We start from the raw sequence: 4,685 nt of genomic DNA on the forward strand, positions 1-4,685 counted from the left end.
CCCTCCAACATCTTGCTCGACGATGACGACTTCGCCTACCTGATTGATTTCGGGATCGCCCGCGTCGCCGACGAAACTCGAATGACCAAGTCCGGCAACACCATCGGCACCTTCGCCTACATCGCCCCCGAACGGTTGGACGGCAGCGGCGAAGAGGACGCCCGCGTCGACATCTATTCGCTGGCGTGCATGCTGTATGAATGCCTGACCGGAGAGCCACCATTTGCCGCTGACACGATGCCACGTCTGATCGTGGCCCACCTCAGCACGCCGCCGCCTCGACCCTCGATCAACCAACCGAATGTGCCCCCGCAGGTCGATGAGGTCATCGCGACCGGTATGGCCAAAGACCCCAACGAACGGTATGCGACGACAATCGAGTTGGCCGACGCCGCCCACGACGCCATCACCACGCCGCTGGCACCACCCAGCGAACCCACCCTGCTCGGCGACGCGGCCCCGACAACGCCCGCACCCGCATCCGCCGTGCAGCAACAGCCCGCCGACCTGAACCTCGCCGCGACCCAACAACGCCCACCCGGCCGGACGCCTGTCCCACAACGCCGACCCGCTAGCCAGCAACCCCCTGAGATCGGTACACCGCCACGGCGCCAGTGGTGGCGCCGAAAGGTTATCGTTATCCCGGCCGCCCTGTCGGCGGTGGCCGTCATCGCCGCCGCCATTGTCATCTCCAGCCAGCAGCACGAAAATTCGAACAGCCCTCAACACCGCGAACCCGCATACGGTTCTCAAGTCACGCTGCCCTTCACCCGCAACGGCTACAGGGGTGTGGCGGTGGATGCCGCCGGCAACCTCTACGTCACCGTAGGGCCGACCGCGGACAACGTGAACGACGGTCGGGTGGTGAAACTGGCGGCGGGCTCGTCCACCCCGAGCGTGCTGCCGTTCACCGGCCTCAGCTACCCCAACGGTGCGGCGGTGGACGCCGCCGGCGACCTCTACGTCACCGACTACACCAACCAGCGGGTGCTGAAACTGGCGGCGGGCTTGGCCACCCAGACCGTGCTGCCGTTCACCTTCGCCATGAACACCTCCTTCCCCGAAGGTGTGGCGGTGGACACCGCCGGCAACCTCTACGTCACCGACAACGGCAGCAATCGGGTGCTGGAACTGGCGGCGGGCTCGACCACCCAGACCGTGCTGCCGTTCACCGGTCTCAACCGAGCCGAGGCTGTGGCGGTGGACAACGCCGGCAACCTCTACGTCACCGACGTCAGTCGGGTGCTGAAACTGGCGGCGGGCTCGGCCACCCAGACCGTGCTGCCCTTCACCGACATACACCCCGAGGGTGTGGCGGTGGACGCCGCCGGCGACCTCTACGTCGTCGACCGGGGCAACAGTCGGGTGCTGGAGCTGGCGGCGGGCTCGGCCACCCAGAGCGTGCTGCCGTTCACCGGCCTCAACAGCCCCTGGGGTGTGGCGGTGGACAGCGCCGGCAACCTCTACGTCGCCGACTCTGGCAACGGTCGGTTGGTGAAGCTGCCGGCGGGGTGAGGCGCCGCAGAGCGGGCCGCGCGAGGCTGCAGGGCCAGTTCGACCGAGGCCACGTGAAAGACGAAGCCCTGCGGACTCGGGGTCGGCGGCATGGTCGGGGACGGTGTGGGGGCCACAGCAATCTCCTCGGTTATCGCGATCGCGACCCGAGCCGCCTATCCCATTGGGCACGTTTTGGGCACGAAGCTCACTTCGCAAGGCTAAGTACCCTACCTGAACTGCATCAATCTTGGTGGGCGGTACTGGCATTGAACCAGTTAACGCAGTAGTGCAGTGGCCTTCTTCCCTGCTAGTTCTTCTCACCAACGCAGGGTTCAAATCGCTCCGCTACCGCCATTGTGATGAGTCGAGTCAATGCCGATCTGGGGGCGGCTGGCGCCGCCATCGACGTGGCTTTTGTCGACCTCGGCGCCGAGTTCTTCAATGCCATAAGCGTTCCGAACATCTTCCTCCCCTGACCAGGGTCGATCGCTTCTATCCAGTCGACGAAAAGGGTTGAGTGTCAGTCGGTTCGACAGCCTTCGTCGCGTAATTCGTTGCCCTCGAAATGATCTGGTGGCGATGGGGTTTCGGGGACGCCGTTCTCGAAACGCATAACCGGCCCGGACTTCTTGTTTTCTGAGAAAATCTCAGAGACAGTTGAGCGGTCATATCCTTCAGGGAAGTCGCCATGAGACTCAAACGGCGGGTCGTTCGCTCATCATCGCGCTGTGTGCTGCCGCGTCGGTGACGATGCCGGCAATGTTCTCGGTCCCAGTCTCTCGGGCAGACAACCCGGACGATCCATTGAACGCGTTGATGATGGCGGGACGACAGCGCCGACGCCCAGCGAGTTCTGGCAGGACACCATTGTCACCGACTACATCGACCCCGCTACCGGCGCCAACTACACCCCGGTGCTGGTCCCCACGCCCGAATCTCTCGCCACCACCTCGGTTCCCACCGGTCTGGCGGACCTGCAGGCCGCGATGGCCCTCCAGCAAGCAGCCGATCCCGGCCAGCCCTACCTCGTCGAGGGTTATTCGCAGAGCGCGCAGATCGCGGTCGACGAGAAGATCCAGCTTATGCAGACCGGACAGCACCCTGACGTCACATTCCTGGTGCTCGGCGACCCAAACCGGCCCGACGGTGGTATCGACGAGCGGTTCGACGGGATGTACACCCCTGGCTTGGGGGGAGGGAACGGCGCTCTCAATGGCGCCGAGCCGACCGATGCCGGTATCCCCACCATCGACATCGCCAACCAGTACGACCCTGTCGCTGATTACCCGCAATTTCCGATCAACCCGGTGGCCGACCTGAACGCCCTTTTGGGCCTCATCTACGCGCACGCCGCCTACGGGGATGGCGTATTCCCGGAGGAAATACCCGCCCTATGGCCACCCTCGGAGCCGCTGACCGGGCCGTTCGCCAGCGAATACGTGCTCGGCTCTACCGAGATCGTCAAGCAGGTCGACGGGGACACCACGTTCTACTTCATCCCACCACCGAACTGCCGTTGCTGGACCCGCTGCGCAGTCTGGGTGTGCCCGAATCGGTGCTCAATATCTTCCAGCCGGCGCTGCAGGTGGTCGTCGAAGCCGGCTACGACCGATCGATCCCGTTCGGCGACCCGACACCGGCCGAGCTGATTCCGACCATCGACCCGGCCACGTTCACCCTTGAATTCGCTAACGCCGTGGTCCAGGGCGCCAACAACGCCTTCGAACTCTTCGGCGCGCAACTCCGGGACTACGCGCAAATCGAGAGTATGTTCGCTTCGGCGGAATCGTGGTCCGAACAGAACATCGGAGTGCCCTACGACCAGGTCGTGACCACGCTCAACAACGACTTCAACCCGTTCGCCGATTTCGATGCGCTAGAAGGACCGATAGGCCAAGACATCGAAAACCTACTGGTAGCGACCGGCATTCAGCAGGACATCCTCGACCCCATCCTCGGGCTCTTCGGACCCCTCGGGGGGTTGTTCACCAGCTGAGGAAGCCGGCCCGGTTGCGCCGCCGAGTAGGGTCGAACCATCAGGGCCGTCGGGGGTATGTGCGGAGGATGACCGCACAACTGCTGGGGAGGAGCTGTGGACCTCGTACTCGGAATGTCGATGGCACCGTCGACAGTCGGCATGGTGCTGGTCGAAGGGGAAAACGGCGACGGCGCCACCATCGACCACGACGGTTTCCCAATCGCAGCCGGAGCTACCAGTAACCTCGCAACCTCGCCCGCGGCCGATCAGACGTTGGCCGCGATCTTCGGCACTCAACAAAGTGCCGCCGAGGGGGGTTATCGGCTGGCATCAACGGGCGTGACCTGGACCGATCCCGTCGAGGCGGACGCGTTGCGCGATGCGTTGGCTGCTCACCGGGTGGAAAACATCATGCTGGTCTCGGCCTTTCTGGCCGCGGCCGCGTTGGCTCAGGCCTACGGCACCACCACCGGCTACACCCACACTGGCCTGCTTTTCATCGAGCCGGACTCTGCGACCCTGGCCGTCGTCGACTCCGCGGACGGTTCGGTCACGGATATGCGTCGAGCGTCCCTGCCGGATGATGACGTGGACGCCGTGGCTGAGCTGACCGCGCTGGCCGCCGGTGCGGACGAGCTGGACCCAATTCCACAAGGTCTGTTCGTGGTGGGTTCCGACGGTGTCGACGTCGAAATGATCAAGGCGGAGCTCGCAGCCGCGACTCCGCTTGTCGTCAGCGCGCCCACCGAGCCCGGATCGGCGCTGGCACACGGTGCGGCGCTCGCGTCCGCGCACGCACCGCTATCCCAATGGTCAACGTCGGCAGTGGCGTACGCGCAAGATCCCGGCACCGGCGCGGCGGACCCGGTCGTGGCAGTTGCCGACGCCGGGGACGGTCAACGACTCGCTTACAGCGCCGAGCCCGAAGAAGCCGACGTCTATACGGCTGTCGGGGACACCGAATTCTCAGCCGATGAAACCGATCCGGGTCGACGGCCGTTCCTGGTCGCACTCGCGGTGCTGATGGTCTTCGTTTTCGGTGTCGCTGCCCTGGCGATCTCGCTGGCGCTCGATATCCGTCCAAAGGTCAGTGACCGGCCCAGCCTCGGGAGAAGTGTTGTGGTTCCGGCCAGGCCGGCGCCAGCACCGGCACCGGCCGCTCCGGCACCGGCCGCTCAGGCGATCGCCCCGGCAGCGCCGCGACCCGCCC

Annotated in this window: 4 protein-coding genes; all 4 read left to right on the plus strand. The window is 65.1% G+C overall.

Features of this window, described 5'->3' with window-relative positions:
• The coding region (locus tag WAN71_RS06480) for a protein kinase domain-containing protein (RefSeq protein ID WP_422224543.1) at window positions 1–1,515 on the plus strand (1,515 nt) is incomplete at its 5' end.
• A 710-nt stretch (window positions 1,516–2,225) separates the two neighbouring features.
• A complete protein-coding gene (locus WAN71_RS06485) occupies window positions 2,226–3,146 on the plus strand; it encodes a PE-PPE domain-containing protein (RefSeq protein WP_422224544.1) in 921 nt (306 codons plus the stop codon).
• Entirely contained in the window at window positions 3,041–3,493 is a 453-nt protein-coding gene (locus tag WAN71_RS06490) for a hypothetical protein (protein WP_422224545.1), read from the plus strand. The genes WAN71_RS06485 and WAN71_RS06490 overlap by 106 nt, the downstream gene beginning before the upstream one ends.
• Window positions 3,494–3,589: 96 nt before the next feature.
• Window positions 3,590–4,685: DUF7159 family protein (locus tag WAN71_RS06495; protein WP_422224546.1), on the plus strand; the 1,096-nt coding region annotated here is incomplete at its 3' end.

The sequence above is a fragment of the Mycobacterium sp. genome, assembly GCF_049280035.1.
GTDB lineage: Bacteria > Actinomycetota > Actinomycetes > Mycobacteriales > Mycobacteriaceae > Mycobacterium.